22 protein-coding genes and 1 pseudogene are annotated in these 24013 nt (G+C 61.3%); 11 read left to right on the plus strand and 12 right to left on the minus strand.

Going from position 1 to position 24013, the window contains the following annotated elements; all coding sequences use genetic code 11:
* The first annotated feature begins 16 nt into the window (after positions 1 to 16).
* The 3 genes from AB4O09_RS29135 to AB4O09_RS29145 are packed head-to-tail and all read left to right on the plus strand — an operon-like array spanning position 17 to position 3706.
* Positions 17 to 1825, plus strand: a complete 1809-nt coding sequence (locus AB4O09_RS29135; RefSeq protein WP_013692047.1) for a sensor histidine kinase — start codon at positions 17 to 19, stop codon at positions 1823 to 1825.
* Positions 1822 to 3213 (plus strand): sigma-54-dependent transcriptional regulator, encoded by a 1392-nt coding sequence (locus tag AB4O09_RS29140; RefSeq protein ID WP_003196734.1) that lies wholly within the window; start codon positions 1822 to 1824, stop codon positions 3211 to 3213. The genes AB4O09_RS29135 and AB4O09_RS29140 overlap by 4 nt, the downstream gene beginning before the upstream one ends.
* 37 nt (positions 3214 to 3250) lie before the next feature.
* On the plus strand, positions 3251 to 3706 hold the full coding sequence (locus tag AB4O09_RS29145) for a YiiD C-terminal domain-containing protein (protein ID WP_003196733.1): 456 nt from the start codon (positions 3251 to 3253) through the stop codon (positions 3704 to 3706).
* 150 nt (positions 3707 to 3856) lie between these two features.
* On the opposite strand, the gene cysQ is transcribed toward AB4O09_RS29145, so the two are convergent.
* Both cysQ and nudE read right to left on the minus strand, forming a co-directional pair.
* Positions 3857 to 4684 carry a 3'(2'),5'-bisphosphate nucleotidase CysQ gene (cysQ, locus tag AB4O09_RS29150; RefSeq protein ID WP_223528970.1) on the minus strand — a complete coding sequence of 276 codons (828 nt, stop codon included), beginning with the start codon at positions 4682 to 4684 and terminating at the stop codon, positions 3857 to 3859.
* Entirely contained in the window at positions 4681 to 5247 is a 567-nt protein-coding gene (gene nudE, locus AB4O09_RS29155; protein ID WP_003196729.1) for an ADP compounds hydrolase NudE, read from the minus strand. The genes cysQ and nudE overlap by 4 nt, the downstream gene beginning before the upstream one ends.
* 88 nt (positions 5248 to 5335) lie before the next feature.
* Here nudE and yrfG point away from each other — a divergent pair, with 88 nt between their 5' ends.
* On the plus strand, positions 5336 to 5998 hold the full coding sequence (gene yrfG / locus AB4O09_RS29160; protein ID WP_003196727.1) for a GMP/IMP nucleotidase: 663 nt from the start codon (positions 5336 to 5338) through the stop codon (positions 5996 to 5998).
* Between the two features lie 112 nt (positions 5999 to 6110).
* Here the strand turns inward: yrfG and lysM are convergent, their stop codons facing one another.
* A complete protein-coding gene (lysM, locus tag AB4O09_RS29165) occupies positions 6111 to 6551 on the minus strand; it encodes a peptidoglycan-binding protein LysM (protein ID WP_003196724.1) in 441 nt (146 codons plus the stop codon).
* A gap of 133 nt (positions 6552 to 6684) precedes the next feature.
* Here lysM and AB4O09_RS29170 point away from each other — a divergent pair, with 133 nt between their 5' ends.
* The 4 genes from AB4O09_RS29170 to AB4O09_RS29185 all read left to right on the plus strand — a co-directional run bounded on the left by AB4O09_RS29170 (position 6685) and on the right by AB4O09_RS29185 (position 11656).
* Complete coding sequence (locus AB4O09_RS29170; protein ID WP_003196722.1) at positions 6685 to 7572, plus strand: LysR family transcriptional regulator; 888 nt, start codon at positions 6685 to 6687, stop codon at positions 7570 to 7572.
* 93 nt (positions 7573 to 7665) lie between these two features.
* The gene (gene fdhD / locus AB4O09_RS29175) at positions 7666 to 8505 is read left to right on the plus strand and encodes a formate dehydrogenase accessory sulfurtransferase FdhD (RefSeq protein WP_039013470.1); all 840 of its coding nucleotides are present in this window, start codon (positions 7666 to 7668) and stop codon (positions 8503 to 8505) included.
* A complete protein-coding gene (locus AB4O09_RS29180) occupies positions 8502 to 10850 on the plus strand; it encodes an FdhF/YdeP family oxidoreductase (RefSeq protein ID WP_027911791.1) in 2349 nt (782 codons plus the stop codon). The genes fdhD and AB4O09_RS29180 overlap by 4 nt, the downstream gene beginning before the upstream one ends.
* 326 nt (positions 10851 to 11176) lie before the next feature.
* Positions 11177 to 11656, plus strand: coding sequence for a glycine zipper domain-containing protein (locus tag AB4O09_RS29185; protein ID WP_003196716.1), 480 nt, complete (start codon positions 11177 to 11179; stop codon positions 11654 to 11656).
* Positions 11657 to 11734: 78 nt separating this feature from the next.
* On the opposite strand, the gene AB4O09_RS29190 is transcribed toward AB4O09_RS29185, so the two are convergent.
* The 5 genes and pseudogenes from AB4O09_RS29190 to AB4O09_RS29210 all read right to left on the minus strand — a co-directional run bounded on the left by AB4O09_RS29190 (position 11735) and on the right by AB4O09_RS29210 (position 17066).
* The gene (locus AB4O09_RS29190; RefSeq protein ID WP_003196715.1) at positions 11735 to 12154 is read right to left on the minus strand and encodes an acyl-CoA thioesterase; all 420 of its coding nucleotides are present in this window, start codon (positions 12152 to 12154) and stop codon (positions 11735 to 11737) included.
* Between the two features lie 45 nt (positions 12155 to 12199).
* Positions 12200 to 13426 (minus strand): 3-hydroxyacyl-CoA dehydrogenase, encoded by a 1227-nt coding sequence (locus AB4O09_RS29195; RefSeq protein WP_003196713.1) that lies wholly within the window; start codon positions 13424 to 13426, stop codon positions 12200 to 12202.
* Between the two features lie 107 nt (positions 13427 to 13533).
* Positions 13534 to 15462, minus strand: coding sequence for a RecQ family ATP-dependent DNA helicase (locus tag AB4O09_RS29200; protein WP_069971241.1), 1929 nt, complete (start codon positions 15460 to 15462; stop codon positions 13534 to 13536).
* Between the two features lie 181 nt (positions 15463 to 15643).
* Entirely contained in the window at positions 15644 to 15871 is a 228-nt protein-coding gene (locus AB4O09_RS29205) for a hypothetical protein (RefSeq protein ID WP_003196709.1), read from the minus strand.
* A pseudogene (locus AB4O09_RS29210) lies at positions 15868 to 17066 on the minus strand (colicin E3/pyocin S6 family cytotoxin). Before AB4O09_RS29210 ends, AB4O09_RS29205 begins: the two are co-directional and overlap by 4 nt.
* Before the next feature lie 188 nt (positions 17067 to 17254).
* Between AB4O09_RS29210 and AB4O09_RS29215 the strand changes: the two are divergent.
* Positions 17255 to 17608, plus strand: coding sequence for a DUF1493 family protein (locus AB4O09_RS29215; RefSeq protein WP_003196705.1), 354 nt, complete (start codon positions 17255 to 17257; stop codon positions 17606 to 17608).
* A gap of 77 nt (positions 17609 to 17685) precedes the next feature.
* On the opposite strand, the gene AB4O09_RS29220 is transcribed toward AB4O09_RS29215, so the two are convergent.
* The 3 genes from AB4O09_RS29220 to AB4O09_RS29230 form a co-directional block, all read right to left on the minus strand.
* On the minus strand, positions 17686 to 19230 hold the full coding sequence (locus AB4O09_RS29220; RefSeq protein ID WP_027911793.1) for a phosphoenolpyruvate carboxykinase: 1545 nt from the start codon (positions 19228 to 19230) through the stop codon (positions 17686 to 17688).
* A gap of 178 nt (positions 19231 to 19408) precedes the next feature.
* Entirely contained in the window at positions 19409 to 20311 is a 903-nt protein-coding gene (gene hslO / locus AB4O09_RS29225; RefSeq protein ID WP_003196701.1) for an Hsp33 family molecular chaperone HslO, read from the minus strand.
* A 181-nt stretch (positions 20312 to 20492) separates the two neighbouring features.
* A complete protein-coding gene (locus AB4O09_RS29230; protein WP_003196700.1) occupies positions 20493 to 20897 on the minus strand; it encodes an RNA-binding S4 domain-containing protein in 405 nt (134 codons plus the stop codon).
* A gap of 236 nt (positions 20898 to 21133) precedes the next feature.
* Between AB4O09_RS29230 and rimB the strand changes: the two genes are divergently transcribed.
* Entirely contained in the window at positions 21134 to 21616 is a 483-nt protein-coding gene (gene rimB / locus AB4O09_RS29235; RefSeq protein WP_003196699.1) for a retropepsin-like aspartic endopeptidase RimB, read from the plus strand.
* Positions 21613 to 22518 carry a 30S ribosomal protein S6--L-glutamate ligase gene (gene rimK, locus AB4O09_RS29240; RefSeq protein ID WP_003196697.1) on the plus strand — a complete coding sequence of 302 codons (906 nt, stop codon included), beginning with the start codon at positions 21613 to 21615 and terminating at the stop codon, positions 22516 to 22518. The genes rimB and rimK overlap by 4 nt, the downstream gene beginning before the upstream one ends.
* Positions 22519 to 22601: 83 nt before the next feature.
* Here rimK and AB4O09_RS29245 read toward each other — a convergent pair whose 3' ends face one another.
* Positions 22602 to 23915 (minus strand): ATP-binding protein, encoded by a 1314-nt coding sequence (locus AB4O09_RS29245; RefSeq protein ID WP_003196694.1) that lies wholly within the window; start codon positions 23913 to 23915, stop codon positions 22602 to 22604.
* Between the last annotated feature and the right edge of the window lie 98 nt (positions 23916 to 24013).

Raw genomic sequence — 24013 nt, forward strand, 5'->3', positions numbered from 1 at the left:
CAGGCGTCCGAGGCTCATGAATTCCACCCTTCCCCGCAGACCCCGTTGGCGCAGCCTGGCCTTGCTCGCGCTGTGCCTGGCGCCGTTGCTGTGGCCGTTGGAGCACCTGGCCGAACGTTATTACCGCAGCGAGTTGGCCGGTCAGAACCGCCAGACCCTGGACCTCTACGTCGCCAACCTGCTGGGCACGCTGCACCGTTATGAGGTGCTGCCACAGATTCTCGGCGACCTGCCGGCCTTGCGTTCCGCGTTGTCGGCGCCGGACGATGGCGTGACTCAAGGCAACGCCAACCGGCTGCTGAAAAATATCAGCGCCCAGACCGGCGCCGAAGTCATGTACCTGATGGACCCTTCCGGCAAGACCCTGGCCGCGTCGAACTGGGACAAACACGACAGTTTCGTCGGACGCAATTTCGCCTTCCGGCCGTACTTCATCGAAGCCATGGCCGGACGCCTGGGCCGCTTCTTCGGCCTGGGCACGACATCGGCCAAACGTGGTTATTTCTTTGCCGCCGCCGTGCGCGACCGCGAAAAAGTCATCGGCGTGCTGGTGGTCAAGGTCGACCTCGACCACACCGAAAGCCTGTGGGGCAAGACTCCCGAACAATTGCTGGTGACCGACCACAACGGCGTGGTCATCCTCACGTCGCGACAAGAGTGGCGATTTCGCGCGACCCGGCCCTTGAGTGACGCCGAGCGCGAGGCCATCAGCGCGGTACAACCGTATCCGACCCGCGATCCCAAGCCGCTGAACCTGGACGCCAACGCCTGGCTGCCCCAGACCCAGTCCATCGAGGAAACCGGCTGGAGCGTGAGCATTCTCGCCCCGCGCACGCTGATTGATCGTCCGGTGCGCACCGTGGTCGCCATCGGTGGCGCGGCGTTGCTGGTCTTGATGTTGTTGCTCGGGTTGATGATGCAACGCCGGCGTCATTACCTGGATCGAATCGCCTTCGAAGCCAAGGCCCGTCATGAATTGGAAGGCCGGGTGGCCGAGCGCACCAGCGACCTGGAAGGACTGAACCGACGGCTGAAGCAGGAAGTGCTGGAGCGCGAACAGGCTCAGCAGGAGTTGGTCCGCGCCCAGGATGACCTGGTGCAGGCCGGCAAGCTGTCAGCCCTGGGCACCATGTCGGCGAGCATCAGCCACGAACTCAACCAACCGCTGGCAGCGATTCGCAGCTACGCGGAAAACGCCGAGATTTTGCTCGACCACCAACGCACCGAAGACGCCCGGGGCAACCTCAAGCTGATCAGCGAACTGACCGGGCGCATGGCCTCGATCATCGCCCACCTGCGCGCCTTCGCCCGCCGCGACCGACATGCGCCGGAAAGCGTCGCCCTGCAACCGGCGCTGGACGACGCCCTGGCGCTGCTCGCCAAACGCCGACGCAGCATGGAAGTGGAACTGATCCGCGACTTGCCGGCCGCCACGCTGTGGGTCGAGGCCGGCGAAACCCGCTTGCGCCAGGTGCTCGGCAACCTGCTGGCCAACGCCCTCGATGCGCTCACCGAGAAAGGCCCACCGCGCAAACTCTGGCTCAGTGCCCAGGCCACCGAAACCGGCGTCAACCTGTACATCCGCGATAACGGCCCCGGGTTTTGCATGGAAGCCCTGGGCCGCGCCGGCGAACCCTTCTACACCACCAAGACCCGCACCCAGGGCCTCGGCCTGGGGCTGGCGATCTGCGACACCCTGATGCGCGCCTTTGGCGGCGAACTGTCGTTCGCCAACCACAAGGAAGGCGGCGCCCTGATTACCCTGAAACTGCGAGCCGGCGCCCCCGGGGTGAGCCTGCAACCGTCCGAGGACCGAAGTGTATGACCATCGACAACCGGATTGAGGTGGTGCTGATCGACGACGATCCCCATTTGCGTCAGGCCCTGAGCCAGACCCTCGACCTGGCCGGCCTGAAAATCCTGCCCCTGGCCGAAGCCAAGGGTGTGGCCGCGCAACTGCCCCGTGACTGGCCGGGCGTGGTGGTCAGCGATATTCGCATGCCGGGCATGGATGGCCTCGAACTGCTGGGCGAACTCCACGCCCAGGACCCGGAGCTGCCGGTACTGCTGATCACCGGCCACGGCGACGTGCCACTGGCGGTGCAGGCGATGCGCGCCGGAGCCTATGACTTCCTGGAAAAACCTTTCGCCAGCGATCACCTGCTCGACAGCGTACGCCGGGCCCTGGCCCTGCGCCGACTGGTGCTGGACAACCGCAGCCTGCGCCTTGCCCTGAGCGATCGCCATGAACTCAGCGCCCGCCTGGTCGGCAAATCGACACCCATGTTGCGCCTGCGCGAGCAGATCGGTGCACTGGCCGCCACCCGCGCCGACGTGCTGATCCTCGGTGAAACCGGTGCCGGCAAGGAAGTGGTCGCCCGTGCATTGCACGATCTTTCAGGCCGGCGCAACGGCCCCTTCGTGGCGATCAACGCCGGGGCCCTGGCCGAGTCGGTGGTGGAAAGCGAGCTGTTCGGCCACGAACCCGGCGCTTTTACCGGCGCGCAGAAGCGCCGCATCGGCAAATTCGAATTCGCCAACGGCGGTACGCTGTTCCTGGATGAAATTGAAAGCATGAGCCTGGATGTCCAGGTCAAGCTGCTGCGCCTGCTGCAGGAGCGCGTGGTGGAGCGGCTGGGGGGCAATCAACAGATCCCGCTGGATATCCGCATCATAGCCGCGACCAAGGAAGACCTGCGCCAGGCCGCCGACCAGGGGCGTTTTCGCGCCGACCTGTATTACCGCCTGAACGTCGCGCCGCTGCGCATACCGCCATTGCGTGAACGGGGGGAGGATGCGCTGATGCTGTTCCAGCATTTTGCCGATGAAGCCAGCGCTCGCCACGGGCTGCCGCCCCATGAATTGCAACCGGCACAACGGGCGCTGCTGCTGCGCCACAGTTGGCCGGGCAATGTGCGGGAACTGCAGAACGCCGCCGAACGTTTTGCCCTGGGCCTGGAACTGGCCCTGGACAACAGCGCGCCCGACGGCAGCCCCGGCGCACCGGTGGAAGTGGTCAGTGGCGGCTTGAGCGAGCAGGTGGAAAACTTCGAGAAAACCCTGATCGCCGCCGAACTGGCCCGCCCCCACAGCTCGGTGCGCAGCCTGGCCGAAGCCTTGGGCATTCCACGCAAGACCTTGCACGACAAGTTACGCAAACATGGGCTGCACTTCGGCGACAGCAGCCATGGTTCGGCCGATGAGTCCGATTGAGTTATCGTCATTTCCCGTTCAAGCAAAAGGCCCCGCAATGAACCGCGACAGTCGTTACCTGGAATCGATCCTGCACCACGACATCCCCTTGACCCGGGACATGGGCCTCAAGGTGCTCGATTGGCAGGCCCGGCAACTGCGCCTGTCCTTGCCGCTTGCAGCCAACGTCAACCACAAGAGCACCATGTTCGGTGGCAGCCTGTATTGCGGCGCGGTGCTCGGCGGCTGGGGCTGGCTGCACCTGGCCCTGCGCGAGGAAGGCATCGAAGACGGGCATATCGTGATTCAGGAAGGGCAGATCAGCTACCCGCTGCCAGTGACCCGCGATGCGACCGTCGTCTGCGAAGCGCCCGAGGAAAAGGTCTGGAAGCGCTTCCTGGCCACCTACCGACGTTACGGACGGGCGCGGCTGGCGTTGCAGACGCGGGTGATGAATACCGGCAGCGAGGACGTGGCGGTGCAGTTTGAGGGGCAGTACGTGTTGCACCGCTAAAACACCGCCGCCCCCTGTGACGAGGTATCTCTGTGTGGGAGCAAGGCTTGCCCGCGATGGATGCGCTGCGGTCTTGCAGAGATCGAGGCGCCTGTATCGCGAGCAAGCTTTGCTCCCACAACCCCCTTGCCACGAAGGATCGAGCCAGGCTTAAGAGCGAGCAAGCTCCAGCAGCTTCCCACGCCACGCCGCTTTCGCTGGCAACGCCAGGAATGACGTATTCAACAGCGACTCACGCGGTGGGTAACAGAACGGTTCGCCGCTCAAGTCCAATACCTCGCCACCCGCACCTTCCAATACACCCTGGGCGGCGGCGGTGTCCCATTGGGAGGTCGGCGCCAGCCGTGGATAACAATCCGCCGCGCCTTCGGCCACCAGGCAAAACTTCAACGAACTGCCAATACTGGTCAGTTGCAGCTCACCCAGGCTCCCGCTCAAGCCATCCAGCAGGCGTTCCTGCTCCGGGCTGGTGTGCCGGCGGCTGGCAACCACGGTGAAGGCTTCACCTGGCGCCAGGGCGTCACGAACCGCGATCGGCAAGGGCTGCCCTCCCTTGTCGCCACGCCAGGCCCCCAGCCCTGCGCCGCCGACGTAAAAACGCCCATTGGTGGGCATCGACACCACGCCGAACACCACACGGCCCTGCTCCACCAACGCGATGTTGACGGTGAACTCCTCGCTGCCGGAAATGAATTCCTTGGTGCCATCCAGCGGGTCTACCAGCCACCAGCGATGCCAGCCGGCGCGCACGCTTTGGGCAATATCGGCGTCTTCTTCGGAGAGGATCGGAATATCCGGGGCCAGCGCCATCAGCCCGGCTACGATCACATCATGAGCGGCCATGTCCGCGGCGGTCACCGGCGACTCGTCGGCCTTGTGGTTGACTTGCACATTGGCGCGCCAGAACGGCAGGATCGCCTCACCGGCCTGGAGCGCCAGTTCGACCACAGGAGCCATCAACGGATGAGGGAAAGTCATGACAGGAACGCTCCACGCTGGGTCAGCAGGTCACGGGCCAGGTAGAGCGCCGCCAAGGCCCGGCCCTCCGTGAACTGCGGGTTCTGTGCCAGGGCCGACAGCTCACGCAGGTTGACCTTGTCCACACGCATCGGCTCGGGCTCGTCACCCTCCAGCCGTTCTTCATACAGATCGGTCGCCAGCACCACCTGGATCTTCTGGCTCATGTAGCCGGGGGACAGCGACAGTTCGGTCAGGTGTTCCAACTGGCGCGCACCGAAACCGGCCTCTTCCTTGAGCTCCCGTTCCGCCGCAGCCAGCACATCTTCACCGGGCTCGATCAAGCCCTTGGGCAGGGACAGTTCATAGGCGTCGGTGCCACCGCAATACTCTTCCACCAACACCGCGTGGTCGGCGTCGAGCATCGCCACGATCATCACCGCGCCATAACCTGCGCCCTTGCTCGCCAGACGTTCATAGGTGCGCTCCACACCGTTGGAAAACCGCAATTTCAGTTCTTCCACGCAAAACAGGCGGCTGGTAGCGACGATCTGGCGATCGAGTATGGTGGGTTTCTGGCGCATAAACGGCTCCCTGGGCGATAGCGGGCTACTATACCCGGCCTATTCTGATTGTTTGTGTCGGATATCCGATTACCGCTGGAGAAGTTTTATGGCTTTGCTGCCCTGGCATGAGATCGATACGGTTCTGCTGGACATGGACGGCACCCTGCTGGACCTGCATTACGACAACCATTTCTGGCTCGAACACCTGCCCCAGCGCTACGCCGAACTGCATGGCGTGAGCCGGGCGATGGCCGAGATGGAGCTGCAGCCGCTGTTCGAGCGCAACGCCGGTCAGTTGCAATGGTATTGCCTGGATTTCTGGAGCGCCGAGCTGAAACTGCCGGTACGCGAACTGAAGTTGGAAACCGCGCACCTGATCGCCTTGCGGCCGGACGCCGATACCTTCCTGGCGGCGATCCAGCGGGCCGGCAAGCGCGTGGTGATGATCACCAACGCCCACCGCGATTCATTGTCCCTGAAGCTGGAACGCATCGAACTGGCCCCTTACTTCGACCGCTTGATCAGCTCCCACGACTACGGCTTCCCCAAGGAAAACCCGCAATTCTGGGATGCGCTGCAAGCCGACTTGAATTTCAACCCGGCCCGCAGCCTGTTCATCGACGACACCCTGCCGGTGCTGCGCAGCGCCCGAGACTTCGGCGTGGCGCACTTGCTGGCCGTGAGCGAGCCGGATAGCCGCAAAGGACCGAAGGACACGGGGGAGTTTGACGCGTTGGGGGATTATCGGGACTTGATTGCCGGGCTTTGAACCGCGCCGTATTCATCGCGAGCAGGCTCGCTTCCACAGTTGGATCCCTGTTCGCCACCGATCCAGTGTGGGAGCGAGCTTGCTCGCGATGAAGGCACCACAGTCCTGAAGGTTACGCGGGGATACGCAACACCTGCCCCGGATAAATCTTGTCCGGGTGCGACAGCATCGGCTTGTTGGCCTCGAAGATCTTGTTGTACTTGTTCGCGTCGCCGTACTCGGCCTTGGAGATGGCACTGAGTGTGTCGCCCTTCTTCACGGTCACGAAACGCGCCGCCTGTGCCACCGGGCCAGTCACCGTAATCTGGTCGTCGACACTGCCGACACCGGCGATATTGCCCACCGCCAACAGGATCTTTTCCTTTTCTTCCTGGCTCGCTACTTCACCGGTGACGATGACTTTGTCGCCGTCGATGGTCGCCTGGACATTCGGATTACCCAAGCCGACCTTTTCAATATGCGCTTTCAGTTGTTCGCTGGCATTGGCATTGCCGGGGGTCAGCAGGTCGATCAGTTTTTCACCTGCTTCCTTCACAAAGCTAAAAATACTCATGGCACACGCTCCTTGATTTAAGTGTCCAGACGCAAAGACTAGACCAGGCGAGACGAACCCGGTTCCCAACCGACCAATGACCCCACCACGCGCAAGCGCTAGAATCCGAACCTTCCTGCGCCCTGGAGCGAAGATGGACATCAAGCAGCTGAAATTTCTCATCGCGCTCGACGAAACCCGCCACTTCGGCCAAGCCGCCGCACGCTGCCACATCACCCAGCCGACCCTGTCGATGCGCCTGCGCAGCCTTGAAGAAGAACTCGACCTGCCGCTGGTCAACCGCGGCCAGCGTTTTGAAGGTTTCACCGCGCCGGGGGAACGAGTGCTGGCCTGGGCGCGCACGGTGCTGGCGGCCTATGACGGGCTGCAGGCCGAAGCGGCGGCCTGTCGTGGCAACCTGGTGGGTACGCTGCGCCTGGGCGTGGTGCCGTTGTCGGACTTCGACCCGCTGGCGATGATGCAGCGCTTGCACGCCGAGCACCCCAGCCTGCGTTTCGAATTGTCGTCCCTGAGCTCCGAACGCATCCTCGAACAGTTGGCGAACAACCGTATCGACCTGGGTATTTCCTACTTGGAACGCCTGGACAACGAACGCTTCGAAGCCCTGCCCTTCAGCCACACCCGCATGGGTCTGCTCTACGACCAGCGCTTTTTCTTCTTTGGCGAACAACCGCTGAGCTGGGAAGCGCTGATAGAGCTGCCCCTGGGCATGCTCACCAGCGGCATGCACTTTCGCCAATCCATCGACCACAATTTCCACAGCCGGGGCCTCACGCCTCAACCGCTGTTGCAAACCGACGCGGTGCATCAATTGTTACAAGCTGTGCACGGTGGACTGTGTTGCGCGGTGATGCCCTTGGACAGCGGCCTGAATGTGCTGACCGAAGATTTGCGCATCCAGCCCATCGAAAGCGCGCAAACGTTGGTCCCGCTGGGCCTGATCATGCGGCGCGGCGCCCCACGCTCGGCCTTGGCAGAGGCCTGTTTTGCCCTCTACCAGAAATCATCGACAACATCTTGATCGACGTCATCTATTGAGAGATCAGTAATAGCGATTAGACGTGGCAGATTGCCGCATTTAGTCTTAACACTATTCCTACTTTCAGTGATGCCTATGAACGACAAGCCTCCGGTCAGTCCAGCGCCAGCGATGGAAACATCCGCGCCGGCCGCCAGCCAGAGCTATCGCTACTGCAATCTGGACCACTCCCAAACGGACAGCACCGCGCTGGCCGAGGAAGTGGCGCTGGCGATTGCCTATAACGGCATCAGCCAGGCGGTCATGCTGGTCACCCCCACCGACCTTGAAGACTTCATCGTCGGCTTCAGCCTCGGCAGCGGCATCATTGAAGACGCATCGGACATCTATGACCTGCAACTGAGCGGCACGGGTGCTGCGCACCATGCCGAGGTGAGCATCGCCAACCGCGCCTTCTGGAACCTCAAGCAGCAACGCCGGCAATTGACGGGCACCAGTGGCTGCGGCTTGTGCGGCGTGGAAGCAGTGGAACAGGCATTGCCAAACCTCAAGGTGCTGCCCGGCGCACCGCTACCACCGGCGCAATGGCTCGATGGCCTGCGTGACCGTATCAGCCAGTTTCAGCCCCTGGGCCAATACTGCGGCGCAGTCCACGCCGCGTTGTTCATGAACGCCCAGGGCGAATTGCTGCTGGGTCGCGAAGACATTGGCCGACACAACGCCCTTGACAAGCTGATCGGCGCGTTGGTCCGGCAGCAGATCCCGGTGGCCGGCGGCATGGCGATCGTCACCAGCCGTTGCAGCCTCGAACTGATCCAGAAAGTCCTGCGGGCCGGCATCCAGACCCTGGTCAGCCTGTCGTCGCCCACCGGCCTTGCGGTGCAGTGGGCTCGCCAACACAACCTCAACCTCATCCACCTGCCGCAAAAAAGTGCGCCGCGGGTCTACAGCCCTGCGATGGAGAAACAAGCGTGAGCAATCATCAACAAGCCGACCAGAAACCCGTACCGCGCTACAAGCCCTACAAGGGCCCGGCCGGTGGCTGGGGTGCGCTGATCAGCGTCGCTCAGGCCTGGTTGACCAGCGACAATGCACTGAAAAACATCCGCATGATGCTCAAGACCAACCAGAATGGCGGTTTTGACTGCCCAGGCTGTGCCTGGGGTGACTCGCCGGAAAGCGGCGTGGTCAAGTTCTGCGAGAACGGCGCCAAAGCCGTGAACTGGGAAGCCACCAAGCGCCGCGTCGATGGCGCATTTTTCGCCAAGCACAGCGTGAGCTCGCTGCTGGAGCAGAGCGACTACTGGCTCGAGTACCAGGGTCGCCTGACCGAACCAATGCGCTACGACGCCGAAACCGACCGCTACAAACCCATCAGTTGGGAAGCGGCGTTCGACCTGATCGGCAAGCACCTGCATGGGCTGTCCAGCCCGAACCAGGCCGAGTTCTACACCTCGGGCCGAGCCAGCAACGAAGCGGCCTACTTGTATCAACTGTTCGTGCGCGCCTATGGCACCAACAACTTCCCCGACTGCTCGAACATGTGCCACGAGGCCAGCGGCGTAGCGCTGTCCCAGAGCGTTGGCGTGGGCAAGGGCACAGTGACCTTCGACGATTTCGAGCACGCCGACGCGATTTTCGTCTGGGGCCAGAACCCCGGAACCAACCATCCGCGGATGCTCGAACCACTGCGCGAGGCGGTGAAACGCGGCGCCCAAGTGGTCTGCATCAACCCGCTCAAGGAGCGTGGCCTGGAGCGTTTCCAGCATCCACAGAACCCGATCGAAATGCTCACCAACGGCAATAAGCCGACCAACACCGCCTATTTCCGCCCGGCCCTGGGTGGCGACATGGCGATCTTGCGCGGTATGGCGAAGTTCCTGCTGCAGTGGGAGCGCGAAGCGCAGAACACTGGCGCTGCGGCAGTGTTCGACCATGCGTTCCTCAATGAGCACAGCACCAACGTGCTGGATTACCTGGCGGCGGTCGACGACACGCCGTGGGAACAGATCGTCGAGCAATCGGGCATGACCCTGGTCGACATCGAGCAAGCGGCGCGCATGTACGCCAAGAGCGAGAACGTGATCATGTGCTGGGCGATGGGTATCACCCAGCACCGTCATTCGGTGGCGACCATCCAGGAAATCGCCAACGTGATGATGCTGCGCGGCAACATCGGCCGGCCAGGCGCAGGCCTGTGTCCGGTACGCGGCCACAGCAACGTCCAGGGCGACCGGACCATGGGCATCAACGAGCGTCCGCCAGTGGCGTTCCTCGATTCGCTGGAGCGGCGTTTCCAATTCAAGGTACCGCGTGAAAACGGCCACAACGTGGTCGAGGCGATCCACGCAATGGCCGACGGCCAGGCGAAGGTGTTCATCGCCCTGGGCGGCAACTTCGCCCAAGCCACGCCGGACAGCCATCGAACGTTCCAGGCCTTGGCCAATTGCGACCTGACGGTGCAGATCAGCACCAAGCTCAACCGCAGCCATCTGGCTCACGGCAAGGAAGCGCTGATCCTGCCGTGCCTGGGCCGCACCGACATCGACCTGCAAACCGAAGGTGCGCAAGCGGTGACCGTGGAAGACTCCTTCAGCATGGTGCATGCCTCCATGGGCCAGCTGCAGCCGCTGTCGAACCAGATGCGCTCCGAACCGTGGATCATCGCCGGCATCGCGGCCGCCACGCTGGGTAGCCGTCCGGTGGACTGGAACTGGCTGGTGGCCGACTACAGTCGCATCCGCGACCTGATCGCCGACACCGTACCCGGCTTCAAGGACTTCAACGAAAAGCTGAAGAACCCTGGTGGGTTCTACCTGGGCAACAGCGCCGGTGCGCGGCGCTGGAACACCCCGTCGGGCCGCGCCAACTTCAAGCCCAACCGGTTACCGACCGACCTTGTGCATGAACGCACCCGGGCCACCGGCCAGTTGCCCGACCTGATCATGCAGTCCATGCGTTCCCACGATCAGTACAACACCACCATCTATGGCCTCGATGACCGCTATCGCGGTGTGAAGGGTCAGCGTGACGTGTTGTTCGTCAACGAAGCGGACATCATTCGCCTGGGCTTCAAGCCGGGGCAGAAAGCCGACATCGTCTCGCTCTGGGATGACGGCCGCGAACGGCGGGTCAAGGGTTTTACCCTGCTGGCATTCGACATTCCTGCCGGGCAGGCTGCGGCCTATTACCCTGAAGTGAACCCGCTGGTGCCACTGGAAAGCACGGGCGACGGCAGCCACACTCCAACGTCGAAGTTCGTCGCGATCCGCCTGGAAGCGGCGAGCGAGAATGGACTGATCCTGGCCAAGTCGGCCTGATACACACATCTATGGCGAGGATTTAGGTTTGTGTGGGAGCAAGGCTTGCCCGCGATGAAAGCGATGCGGTCTTGCAGAAATAGAGTCGCCTGTCGCGAGCAAGCTTTGCTCCCATGATCGTACTTTTCGAACGCCCACAAAAAAGGCCGTTTTCCAAAGAAAACGGCCTGTCCGAAGTAGCTAAAGACCGGCCAATTTGCCTTAAGTTCCCACCAAAAAACAATAACTTAGAGAATTGTGCACAAGTCGTGTTACTCGTCGGATTTCTATTGTAACCAAGCGAAGCCAGCCTCAGGATCGCGCCGTCATCCCTTTGAGGCTCCTCTATGAAGTTCTCCTCCATTCTCTTGTTGTCCCTTAGCCTGGCCAGTGGCATCGCTTCTGCCGGCGGTACTGCCGAAGCAGGTGTGGGCGGCGCATTGGGCGGGGTTTTGGGTTCGGTCGTCGGCCAGTCCCTGGGCGGCAACACCGGCTCCACTATCGGCGCGGCGCTGGGTGGCGCGGGCGGCAGTGCAGTCGGCGCAGACAAACACAGCCGCGGCGAAGCGGCGATCGGCGGCGCACTGGGCGCAGCCGGCGGTAACGTGGTCGGCCGTAGCGTCGGCGGCACCACTGGCAGCCTGATCGGTGCAGCTGCAGGCGGCGGCGCTGGTGGCGCCCTGGGTAACTACATGGGCAAGGACGATGACGATGATCGTCGTTATGACGGTCGCCGCGGTGATCGCCGCTACTACCGCGATGGCCACCCGGGTCGTGGCCATGCCTACGGGCATCGCAAAAAACATCATCGCTACTACCGCGACTAACGGCTGACTGATAACCGCCGTTGAAGATCGCAGCCTCCAGCAGCTTCCAGAGCTGACAGGAGGCTGCGATTTTTTGTTTCAGACCACCAACAATTCCAAAGCCCCACGTAGCCGGTCCGGAATCGCCACCGGCCGATTCGACGCCCGGTCCACGAATACGTGAACAAAACGTCCCGCCGCGCAGGCCTCCTCCTCGCCGACCTTGAACACCGCCAGCTCGTACTGCACCGAACTGCTGCCCAACTTCCCTACCCGCAGGCCGATTTCAATCCGGTCAGGAAAAGCGATCGAGGCAAAGTAGTCACAGGCTGAACTCACCACGAACCCCACCACCTCTCCATCATGGATATCCAGGCCACCGACTTCGATCAGGTAGGTATTCACTGCGCTATCGAAAAAACTGTAATAGGTGACGTTATTGACGTGACCGTACACATCGTTGTCGTGCCAGCGCGTGGTAATGGTTTGCAAGTGTCGGTATTCGTTGCGTTGGGGCATCAGGTGTCCTTTACGGTTGTTCAATGACCTTGGCTTGACCCGGCCTCAGGCCTTCGCGAAGCCCTTGCCCTGCGCTGCCAGATCGCCGATCAGGCGCGCTGGCTTCCACTGGTCGCCCTGCTTCGTTTCGAGCTCCAGCAGGCGTGCGTGGATATCCTCCAGCCCCTGCCCGTCGGCCCAGGCCATCGGCCCGCCCTTGTCGGCAGGGAAACCATAGCCGTTGAGGTAGACCAGGTCGATGTCATGGGCCGACTCGGCAATGCCTTCCTGCAGGATCTTTGCCCCCTCGTTGACCAGCGCCAGCAAGCACCGCTCGAGGATTTCCTCCGGGCCAATCTCGCGCCGCTGGAAACCCAGCGCTTCACTGACCCGTAGCACCAGCGCATCGACCTCGACATCATGCTCGGCCTGTCGACTGCCCGGCTCGTAGTGATAGTACCCATTGCCGCTTTTCTGGCCGAACCGTCCCAGTTCGCACAAACGGTTGTCCACCTGCACCTCGGGCGCATCCTGGCCCTTGCCCGCCAGCTCACGGGCGCGCCACTCCAGATCGATGCCAACGACGTCGTACATACGAAACGGTCCCATGGCGAAACCAAAGCCTTGCAACGCGGCATCCACCTGATGGGGGAATGCCCCCTCCAGCAGCATCTTGCGCGCTTCCAGCACATAAGGATGAAGCATTCGGTTGCCAATGAATCCATGGCAATTGCCTGATACAACGCTGACCTTGCCCATGCGCTTGCCCAGAACCAACGCCGCGTCCAGCACCGCTGTGGAGGTGTGCGCGCCGCGAACGATTTCCAGCAGCTTCATGATGTGCGCCGGGCTGAAGAAATGCAGGCCCAGGACCTGGGCGGGCCGGCGGGTGACAGCGGCGATGGCATCGATGTCCAGCGCCGAGGTGTTGCTCGCCAGGATAGCCTCGGGCTTGAGCAGGCCGTCCAGTTCACGAAAGATTTTCTGTTTGAGTTCGAGGTTTTCGTAAACCGCTTCGATCACCAGGTCCACATTGCGGATTGCCGCGTAATCATCTGCCCGTGTCACCCGGGCGATCCGCGCGTCGGCCTCACCCTGATCGATACGGCCCTGACGCACGCCATGGGCATAGGTCTCGGCCACGGCCACCAGTGCCTGCTCGAGCATCTGCGGATTGTTGTCGACCCACTGTACCGCCACGCCCGCGTTGGCCAGGCACATCACGATGCCCCGGCCCATGGTGCCTGCACCGACCACCGCGGCACGCTGAATATCGAAAGGTGTCTGGCTCATGTTTGCTCTCTTGTTGGCGATCCGAAGACAGCCTTCACCTTAGTCAGCCACCGAATATTTTTGAAATTTATTCGTGTGATGCAGGGCATTCAGCGGATGGATGCAGCTCACAGGTGCGCCTGGGCCCACTGACGAACTTCAGCGTATGGATACGCCTCCAGTGCGGCATATCCGCGGATTTTCCGCGCCTTCAATCGGGTGAACAGCGGCATGCCGATCCCGCACAGGAAGCGGGTGAGGCGCTCGGCAGACGGCACGCTGCCGCTGTGCTGCTCATGCTTGTGGATAAAGTCGCTACACAGCGCCTCGAAGTTTTTATCCACAAGCGGCGGCAACGCCGGCGGCTCCGGCAGGCGAGCGATATGCCCATGGCACACCGAGCAATGACCGCACTCGCGTGGCGCATTGTCATCGCCGAAATACTGCGCCAGGCGATAACCCAGGCAACGGTCGGTGGCGAACAACTCGAGCATGGCGTGGATCCGCGCGATTTCACCTTGCTCGTGCCGGGTGAAATAGGCGTGTAGCTCGGAGCTCAAGACCTGCGTATCCAGGCCCCCTTCCAGCACGCTGTACACCTCGGTCATCTGTTTGCTTTCCAGCTCGATCCAGCCTTTTTCCTGGAAATAATCCAGCGCCTTGACCACGCGATTACGCTCAGCGTGATATTGCTGGTACATCCCGTCGAAATTCACCGTGGCCCAGGCCCGGGCGCGACTGGAGGTCTGGATGATGGCCGAGACGAAGTCCCTTCGCTCGCCTTCGAAGCGCTCCAGCAATTGTTGTGGCTCAGTCAGGAACTTGAAGCGGTACTCCGCGAAATAGGCATAGCGCGGCGCGATCAGCCGACGTAGCTCCAACTGGACCAGCAACGTCTTGAGTGGCAACTGCCGGATGTTGCTCTGGTCCGCCAGGGGTCCCAGCAAGAACTCCCATTGCCCATCGGGAGCGGCGGCCTGCAGCTCATCGAGCACGCAACGAATGCCTGCAAGCTCCGGTGTATCGCCATACACAAAGTTTTCCAGCACGTTGAGACTGTCGCGGTTGGCCAGCACCAGGCAATCGGAAGGCTGCCCGTCCCGACCGGCGCGGCCGATCTCCTGGCTGTAGTTTTCGATGGACTTGGGCAGGTCGAAATGCACGACGTTGCGAATGTCACTCTTGTCGATGCCCATGCCAAAAGCGATGGTCGCGACGATGCAATTGGATTGCCCGCCCATGAACCGCCGCTGGATATCTTCGCGTTGTTCATGGGGCAAACCGGCGTGATAGGCCTCGGCCTCGATCCCGTGCCGGCCCAGGTGTTCGGCGATCTGCTCGGCGGTTCGCTGCAAGGTCACGTAGACGATGCTCGGCTGCCCGGCACGTTCGCCCAGCCACTGCACCAGCCGTGCGCGCTTGTCGGCTCCCAGCACGGGCTCGACCAGCAGATTGAGGTTCGAGCGGTAGAAACCGGTTGTCACCACATCCACGGCGGCGATGGCGAATTTCGCCTGCATGTCGGCGATGACCTTGGGTGTCGCGGTGGCCGTCAGCAGCAAGACCTGAGGAATATTGAACTCACGCTGGTAATCGGGAAGCTTGAGGTAGTCAGGTCGAAAGTTATGCCCCCATTCCGAAATACAGTGGGCCTCGTCCACCACCAGCAACGAGATCGGCACCTGCTGCAAGAAGTTGCGAAAGCGCTCGTTCTTCAGGCGCTCCACAGAAATCATCAGGATCTTCAACTCACCCGAACGGGCTCGTGCCATGGCGTCGTTGGCTTCATCACGACCCTGGGCCGAATCGATACTCGCCGCCGCAATGCCGTGGCGCTTGAGGAACGCCAACTGGTCCTGCATCAGCGCCAGCAGTGGCGAGACCACCAGGGTCAGATGAGGCAATAGCAGGGCCGGCAATTGATAACACAAGGACTTGCCTGAGCCGGTGGGGAAAATGGCCGCTGCCGACCGACCGGCCAGCACGGCGCCGATGACCGCCTCCTGACCGGGACGAAACTGTGGATAACCGAAAACCTGTTCCAGGGTGCTGTGCATGCGCGGTCGCTCCTTTGACTGCTGCGATGCCCAAAGCCTAGCGGGACAACGCGGTGAGTCGAGAAAAGGTCGGGGTCGAATCGATACGGGATGATACAGCCTGAATGGCCGTGACGCTGATCGACTCGGGAGTCAACGCACGCGCGGAGACGTTTGATAGCTGACAGTTTGAGCTTGGTGTTCAGTCATAAGACGTTAAATAAAGATCCAGTCCTTGAGGAAGAACCAATGATGCCAACCGCTCGATTTCAAGCACTTGCTTTGCTGAAAGCCTGAAGTCCGCACCAATATGATCATTACTACCTGCCCATTGCATCACGGGCTTCAAGTCCTCCACCGACAAGCTGATGCTCTGCTCAAATACCAGCTCATCCTTACCAGGATAAAAACCCAACACCCCAAAACTCATGGCTCTACCTTCCTTGTCTTATCCGCTTTTTTGGTCTGTTCGCCCGTGATGTGATTGAACTCACCCAAATGGTTTCCACGCGGGTTGTACTTTTCAAGGGCGCTATGCTGCCGGTCCCATCATAAATATTGCCTTTCCGGTCGTGCCAACGTGGACGTAATCCTCCACCTCCTTGTACGGGAGTTTTTGACCGACCGCGAACAAGATCAGGAAAAGCAGGAATTACACCTTTCGGGGTCGGGTGATATTTGTGATCAGAAATGCTGAGCACGATATACAACGGCGAAACCCCAGAATCCGCCGGAAACACAAGAATGAAATCCTTGTACTGCGGCGGATAAATCGGGTTGACGATGATGCTGTCCGCCGCAGGCGTTGGCGGAAAAATCCATATGTGCGGAGCCTGTGGCGCGGCCTCCAGCGTCGGGATGCCCAGCGTGGCGGATGGATCGACTGCCGGCGTCCAGATCAATTCGACCCCATCGCCAAAGTCCGCCACCTGCTGCTCGCCGCGAGCCTGGAACGTGACCACGGGAATCATTTCCCAGTCACGTCGCGTCTGGGTGTTGTAGCCGTATCCCTTGAGTGTTCCATCGACCTGGGTTTCGACATGCAACCGAACCCGGGTGCGAGCCTGCTCCAGGGAGCGCAGTTGCTCTTCGGTGTACAACGAGCCGTCACCCAGGTTCGTGGGCATCAGCAATCCGACCAGGCCGATCAGCACACCCGCCGCCACAGGAGCGCTGACCGCGGCAGCAGCACCAAGGGAGACCGGCATCGTCCTACCCAAGGCAAACGTGCCGAAGCTTGTCGGCAACGACCCACTGATACTCTTAAGCTGAATGCGCCCTGACTCGTCTGCTTGACGCCCACCCAACAAGGTAAATTGGCCGTACTCCCTCAAGGCTTCAGTCGGGATGTAGCCGCTCGGGTTGTGGTAGTCGATTACCGAAACAGCCAGATTGCAGGACTTTGCAAATACACAGCCCTTCACGTCGGAAGGTGATGCTTCGCGGACCTGGGCCAGACGCTCGCTCATGTACGCCGTCTGCCTGGCGAGCATGGCCTCATAGGTGTGTTGATCGGCATCTCTTTTTGCCAGTTCGCTGGGGGTCATGGCCCGCAGGATCCTGTAGCCCCGATCACCACCGTAATGCTCCCAGGCCTGCGGGACACTGGCCTTTCCTTTCGTCATGCTTCGTCCTTGCTCGATCGCCATTGCCCCCATTGAAAGGGCGTGGCGAACCTTACCGGGCGACTAAAGGTTTACTCAGCAGACGGTTCCGAGACTGCTGTGAGATCTTTCTTCTTTTCCAACGGGCAACGATTTCCCCCTAAACTTTCCCTTCAGACGGACGCACGCCAACCTCCCGGAACCTCGCCATGTACCTCGCCCCAGACTTCCCCGACGATCACGCCATGCGCCAGCTCATGGAATTGCTGCACGAAGAGATCGGCCTGCCTGAACGCAAGACGATCCGCCTGGACACCGCGATCAATCTCGACCTGGGTTGTGACGGCGCGGATGCCCGGCATCTGATGGAGGCCTTGGAAGAACGGTTCGCCATCGAGCTCATCGACTACGACGCCTACCGCTATTTTCAGCCTGAAGGATTTGATGTGTTTCAAAAGCGCAGGGCCAAGGGCCGTGGGAACAAGACGCCACTGACCATCGGCATGCTCTATAAGGCGATCAAGGCGCAACGATGGGATACGCGGGAAGTGGAAGAGGCCTAGTTGATCGGGGCGCCTCAAATAGTCGCCCATAAAAAAACCGCCCATGAAGGGCGGCTTTTTTATTCGCTAACCAAGCCTTACAGCTGCGGACCCGCCGCCTTGATCGCGTCGCTCACGTCGAACTTCTTGAAGTTCTCGGTGAACAGACCGGCCAATGCCTTGGCCGCTTCGTCGTAGGCAGCTTTGTCGGCCCAGGTGTTGCGTGGGTTCAACAGGCCAGTCTCGACGCCTGGAACAGCCAGCGGCACGTCCAGGTTGATGATGTCCAGGTGTTCGGTTTCAGCACCGATCAGCGCGCCGCTCTGGATCGCTGCGATCACCGCACGGGTGGTCGGGATATTGAAACGCTTGCCGACGCCGTAGCCGCCGCCGGTCCAGCCGGTGTTGACCAGGTAGACCTTGGAGCCGAAACCGCGGATGCGCTTGATCAGCAGCTCAGCGTATTCACCAGCCGGACGCGGGAAGAATGGGGCACCGAAGCAGGTGGAGAAGGTCGACTTGATGCCGCTGCCCGAACCCATTTCAGTCGAGCCCACCAGTGCGGTGTAGCCGGACAGGAAGTGGTAGGCGGCTTGTTCTTCGCTGAGGATCGACACAGGCGGCAGTACACCGGTCAGGTCGCAGGTCAGGAAGATCACAGCGTTTGGCTCGCCACCGAGGTTTTTCGGTGCGCGTTTTTCGATCAGCTCACGCGGGTAGGCGGCGCGGCTGTTCTGGGTCAGGCTGTCGTCGGCGTAGTCGGCTTTCTTGGTGACCGGGTCCAGGACGACGTTTTCCAGTACGGCGCCGTGCTGGATGGCTTTCCAGATAACTGGCTCGTTCTTCTCGGACAGGTCGATGCACTTGGCGTAGCAGCCGCCTTCGATGTTGAAGACCACACCCACGCCCCAGCCGTGCTCGTCGTCACCGATCAGATAACGGCTCTCGTCAGCGGACAGGGTGGTCTTGCCAGTGCCCGACAGACCGAAGAACAGGGTCACATCGCCCTCTTCGCCCATGTTCGCGGCGCAGTGCATCGGCAGCACGTCAACGGCCGGCAGCAGGAAGTTCTGCACGGAGAACAGGGCTTTCTTCATTTCACCGGCGTAGCGCATACCGGCGATCAGCACTTTCTTGGCCGCGAAGTTGATGATCACGGTGCCGTCGGAGTTGGTGCCGTCGCGCTCAGGCTCGCAGACGAAGTTCGGCGCGTTGATGATCTGCCATTCATCCTTGCCGCCGGCGTTGTATTGCTCGGGGTTGATGAACAGGCAACGGCCAAACAGGTTGTGCCACGCGGTCTCGGTGGTCATCTTGACTGGCAGGTAGTGCGCAGGATCGGAGCCTACATGCACGTGGGATACGAAACGCTCGCGCTCGCCCAGGTAGGCTTCGACGCGGTTCCACAGGGCATCGAACTTGTCGGCCGGGAACTTGCGGTTGATCGGGCCCCAGGCGATGGCGTCCTGGGTGGTTGGCTCTTCCACGATGAAACGGTCGACTGGCGAGCGACCGGTACGATGACCGGTACGAACAACCAGCGCGCCAGTATCGGCAAGCTCGCCTTCACCGCGATTCAGGGCTTCTTTGACCAGATCATCGACACTCAGATCGGTGTACACGGCGTTATTGGCTTGCGTCATGAGATTCCCCGTCGGCCCGTGGCCGAGTGCTCCAAACGTTTTGTAGTAGGAAGTCGCGCACTACTACCCGAAAAAAGTGGGCCGGATTATGCCAGAAAACCCCAAAAAGAGTAGGGCCCTCCCGTCAGTACGGCGTAAATCCGGCGTTTGCCAGGAGATTTACCTGCGCTGAATCGTTTTAGTGACGAGTATCTGACGGTGTGTCGACACCCGCACCGGCGAACAATTGCGCGATGTCCGCCGCGTCGAACAGGTAGCGCTCGTTGCAAAACTGGCAATCGATCTCGATGGCACCGCCATGCTCGATCACCAGTTGCTGCGCATCTTCCAGACCCAGACTGACCAGCGCATTGGCAGAACGTTCACGAGAGCAACTGCACTGGAAGCGCAACGGCTGTCCATCGAACAAGCGTACCTGCTCCTCGTGATAGAGGCGATGCAGCACGGTTTCGTTGTCCAGGCTCAACAGCTCATCGGCGCTCAAGGTGCTGGCCAGAGCGTTGATGTGCTGCCAGCTGGCATCACGTTCTTCCGCGTCGCGAAGGCGATCGGCAGGCAGTTGTTGAAGCAGCAAACCGCGGGCACGCCGCCCGTCGGCGTAGAGCCAGAAGCGGGTATTGGTCTGCTGGGACATGACGAAGTAGTTGGTGAAGCATTCAGCCAGGGTCGCGCCGTCGAGATCGACGATGCCCTGGTAGCGCTTGCCATGGGTAGGGTCGACCGTCAGGGCCAGCACGCCGTCGGGCATCATGTCAGCCAGGGTCGCGTCGGGCGCGATCTGCTCGGCGTGATAACGGGCCAGGCCACGGATCTCACGTTCGCTGGAGCACTCGATCATCAGCAGCGGCACCGGACCTTCGGAGCGCGCCTGGAGAATCAGCAAGCCATCGAACTTCAAGGTGCCCACCAACAACGCCGCAGCCGCCATCAGCTCGCCGAGCAGTTGTGCGACCGGCTCCGGATAGGCGTGCTTGGCGAGGACTTCGGCGTAGCTACGCTCCAACGCCACCAGTTCGCCACGGGCGTCGCTGTCATCGAAGATGAAACGTTGGGTGTAGTCGGTATCCGGTAAATCAGTCATAGGGTCTGGTATCTGAGGTGATGACAAATGATGGCAGGCATTTTATGGGCATTCAGGGTGGGTTCCAAGCAAGGCTTAGGCTTGCCTGACGGGAAGGTGCTGACACCTCATCTGAATGTGTAGGCTGACACATTGTGGCGAGGGAGCTTGCTCCCTCGCCACGGGTGAAATGACCGGCGCTTTATTCGCTATTGCTGCCATGAAACTTGAACAGGTCCCGGCGCTGCTTCTTGCTCGGCTTGCCGTCGGTGCTGACCCCCAGGGCGCCGGCCTTGCGTTGCGCGGCGGCGGTTTCGCGCTTGGCGATGCTGGCTTCGGTTTCGCGATACAGCGCCTGGGCTTCAGGCGCGCCGCGACGCACGATCGACAAGGCTTCGACCACCACGGTCTTTTCATCGAAACCGGTGCGGATGACAAATTCATCGCCAACGCGTGGCTCTTTGCCCGGCTTGCAACGTTCTCCGCGGTGATGAACCTTGCCGCTTTCGATGGCGGTCTTGGCCAGCGCCCGCGTCTTGTAGAATCGCGCCGCCCACAACCATTTATCGAGACGGACCTTGTCGTCCTCTTCCTTTTTTTGTGCCACTGCCATTCCTCTTTTCTGCCAATAGCCGGAACTGTACTACCGTTTTTGTCGGGCGCACGAATCCGGCCCGACGGATAGAATGCCCGTCAAATCGCCTCCACATGCATGGCTTGGCTCGAAATCGGTTACAAGCACAAACAAGCGCGTAGATAACTGTCGCCATTTTGTGATTATTCTGCGTGAATACCGCGATTCGCGGAGTCCACGATCCGATGTACTGATCGCAGGTTTTTTTATTGAAGACTTTTGACCATTTGACCGTTGTCGGTCTGCGCGAGTGGGTGGCGCTCCCGGATCTGGGAGTCGTGGGCCTGCGGGCAAAAATCGACACCGGCGCCAGCACCTCCAGCCTGCATGCCACCGACATCGAGCCATTTGAGCGCGATGGCGAAAAGTGGGTGCGCTTCACTGCGCACCTCGGTACGGTCGTGCAATTGCGCCATCGCCGCTGCGAAGCCCCGCTGGTGGCCCGCAAGACAATAAAAAGCTCCAACGGCCACGCCCAGGTCCGCTACGTGATCAGCACCACGTTGGCACTGGGTGATCGGATCTGGCGGGTCGAGTTCACCCTTGCTTGCCGCAAGTCCATGCGATACCGCCTGTTACTGGGCTCCAAAGCCTTGATCGACGGCCAACTGGTGGTCAATCCGGGTATCAAATACGTTCAAGACAAGCCGGCATTCCCGGTGTCCACTACCTCTGCCACAGGTGTTGCATGAAGATCGCTGTGCTGTCGCGTAATCCGCGTCTGTATTCCACTCGTCGTCTGGTTGAAGCCGGGACCGAACGAGGCCATGAAATGGTGGTGATCGATACCCTGCGCGCCTACATGAACATCGCCAGCCACAAGCCGCAAATCCATTACCGTGGCAAGCCGCTGGAAGGGTTCGATGCGGTGATCCCGCGTATCGGCGCATCGGTGACGTTCTATGGCTGCGCCGTGTTGCGTCAGTTCGAAATGATGGGGGTGTTTCCCCTCAACGAGTCGGTGGCCATCGCCCGCTCCCGGGACAAGCTGCGCTCGCTGCAGTTGCTGTCACGGCGCGGGATCGGCCTGCCGGTAACCGGTTTTGCCCACTCCCCCGACGACATTCCCGACCTGATTGCGATGGTCAACGGCGCACCGCTGGTGATCAAGGTGCTGGAAGGCACCCAGGGCATCGGCGTGGTCCTGTGTGAAACCGCGACGGCGGCGGAATCGGTGATCGAGGCGTTCATGGGCCTTAAGCAGAACATCATGGTCCAGGAGTACATCAAGGAAGCCGGTGGCGCGGACATTCGCTGCTTCGTGGTCGGCGACAAGGTGATTGCCTCGATGAAACGCCAGGCCAAGCCCGGAGAGTTCCGCTCCAACCTGCATCGCGGCGGCAGTGCCAGCCTGATAAAGATCACCCCAGAAGAACGCATGACCGCCCTGCGGGCCGCGAAAGTCATGGGCCTGGCCGTGGCGGGCGTGGACATCCTGCGCTCCAACCACGGACCGCTGGTGATGGAAGTCAACTCCTCGCCAGGCCTGGAAGGGATCGAAACCACCACGAGCAAGAACGTGGCCGGGATCATCATCGAGCATTTGGAAAAGAATGGCGGGCCGAACATGACCCGGACCAAGGGCAAGGGCTGACTCAACACAAACCCTGTGGAAGTGAGCCTTTGTGGGAGCTGAGCTTGTTCCCACAGGTTCTCTGTCTTGCTTGAGGGAGATCGCTACACCGCATCCCGAGGCAGCATCAAGCCCAACGGCAAGCGCACCCGAGCTTCCAGCCCGCCACCGACACGATTTCGCAGTTCGACGTTGCCGCCGTGCATCGAAGCGATGCGCTTGACGATGGCCAGGCCCAGCCCCGTGCCCTTCCCGCCCCGGGCGCGATCACCGCGAGTGAAGGGGTTGAAAATGGCTTCCAGCTCAGAAGGATCGATGCCGGCGCCACGGTCCATGACGCTCAGCACCACGTAAGGCGCGCTGGTGTCACCGGAGACATAGGCCGCGACTTCGACGCCGGTGCCAGCATGGTTCAGTGCATTGCCAATCAGGTTGTTCAGCAAACGCTTCATCGACACCCGGCGCAACGGGAACGGCTGGATCGGCTCCAGGCGCAGGTGCACTTTCTCATCGTTCTGGTTATAGGGCGCGGCCACCTCCCGCACCAATTCACTTAGGTCCACCTCTTCCACAGACTCGTCACGACCGTCGCGAATGAACGCCAGGAACTGGTCGAGAATCGCGTCCATGTCCTCGATGTCGCGGACCATCTCGTCGGTCAGATCGGTGTGCTCGCCCATCAACTCCAGCGACAACCGCAGCCGGGTCAGCGGCGTGCGCAGGTCATGGGAGACACCAGCGAGCATCAACTCACGCTCGCGCCCGGCCTGTTCGACATCCTCGGCCATCTGATTGAAGGCACGGTAGACCTCGGTCATCTCGCTGGGTGTATCGCTGATGGGCAGCCGCACGCTGCGCCCCTGGCCCAGTTGGCGGGCGGCGTAGACCAGGCGTTTCAATGGTTGGTTGAGCTGGCTGACGAAGATCCACGCCGACGCCGTCGACAGCAGGCCGATGGCCAGGAACCAGCCGAGCACGTTCCAGATTTTCTGGCCGCGCAGCGGATGCGGGTACAACGGCACTTTCAGCCAGCCATCCCCCAGGCTCGGGGCTCGTACCCACAGCGCCGGCGGCGAGTGCATGCGTAATCGCACCTCGGTATCGGCACCCAGTTCGGCCTGCATCTGGCGTTGATAGATCTCGCTGTAGGGCCAGTGCTGCTCGCCCTCCGGCACGCCGGCACCGACAACGCGGATCAGCGTCGCCGCCTCGGCAATTTTCGCTCGGTTGGTTTCGTCCGCCGCCCAATAGGCCCGCAGCGTCAAGGCAACGCCGTGACTGTACTGCCGATCCACGAGAACGTCTTCGTTCATCAGCAGGTACACCAGCGTCAGTGCCTTGGAGAAGAGCACGACGATCAGCACCAGCCAGAGGGTGCGGGAGAAGAAACTCTGGGGGAACCAAACGGGGGTTTTCATGAATAACCGCTACACACTTGCAGGAGCGAGCGATGCTCGCACAATGACAGACCGCGAGTCGCCTGGAAGAAGACATTTCAACCGGCCAGGCCACCCGC

This window comes from Pseudomonas sp. H1_F01 (assembly GCF_054681425.1).